Below are 1,058 nucleotides of genomic sequence, written 5' to 3'. Positions count from 1 at the left end.
GCGTCTATGGCTCGGCTGTCGAAACATAGTGGCCTACTTCAGACCATCCTTAGGAATGGTTATGAGCAGTGGCGGCACATTAATAGAACGTTTTGTCGCTCAGGAGTTGGACGACAGCGTTCGTTCTATTTTGAAAGATGCCTTTGATGAAAATAGCTTAAGCCACTGGTGCAAGCGCGACAGGAGCTGCCGGTGAAAGTGCAGGCGCCATGCGCTGATTGGACTATGAAGCTGCTCTCTACCACGGGAAAGTCGATAAAGCAGTTAAGAGTCGTGTTCCGGTTAATGGTCAGGAAGCGCTAGATTTTTCGATTCAAGTTAAACCGACATCTCCTCGCCGAGTCGGAATTGACTATGATTCTAAAAGTTTTTTTTTTGAAAAAACGCTAGATACGATTTATCACGGCCATGCCCGCTCTTGGCGTGATTTGCATCCAGGCATGCAAAAAGCCTTGCAACAGGCCGGTATGGTTGATCGTAAAGGTAATATTCTTACTGGTGAGAAGCGATAATTAACTATCAAGATTTTCCACCTTATAATAAGCGAGCTTTAGAAAAAGCTTTTGCTTCGAGGGATGTTAAGGTCATTTGTGAGGCACTCGTCTCCGTTGCTTTAAATGATTCTGATTGGAGATGGGCACAGAATACATGCTTAGAATTCCTCAGCAACGAAAGCCCTGATGTTAGAGGGGGTGCAGAAACTTGTCTTGGACATATAGCAAGGACTCACTGCCAGCTTGATAAAGAAAAAGTACTCATTGCTCTTCGTGAACATCTAGATGACAACATCATCTCAGGGCAAATCGCGGATGCTCTAGACGATATCGATATGTTCTTGTGGTAGTATCACATTGGTATTGTCGCGCTGATATTGATTTATCTGTAAAAGTCTCGTATCGAGCTGATCTGACACTTTAGACGCCGTGGACTGCCCTCGGCATCGTAGACACCTCGTTATTTCAGATCGATATGTATCTACCGCAAGCTGAGACGTAAAAAACACCGGGACTGTCAGATTTTTTGTGTGCGGGCCGGTAACGGCCTGCCGTCAGGCAGGC

General features: G+C 45.7%; 1 protein-coding gene and 1 pseudogene. Both read left to right on the top strand.

What is annotated here, in order from left to right:
• Nucleotides 1-196: pseudogene (locus ACW9H9_RS28625) on the top strand (hypothetical protein); the annotation flags it as partial.
• Nucleotides 197-218: 22 nt separating this feature from the next.
• On the top strand, nucleotides 219-512 hold the full coding sequence (locus ACW9H9_RS28620) for a hypothetical protein (protein ID WP_457346708.1): 294 nt from the start codon (nucleotides 219-221) through the stop codon (nucleotides 510-512).
• Nucleotides 513-1,058: the final 546 nt, after the last annotated feature.

This window comes from Pseudomonas sp. SDO5215_S409 (genome assembly GCF_054071325.1).
Note: the sequence above shows the minus strand (reverse complement) of the source record. Positions and strands in the feature narration are given on the sequence as shown.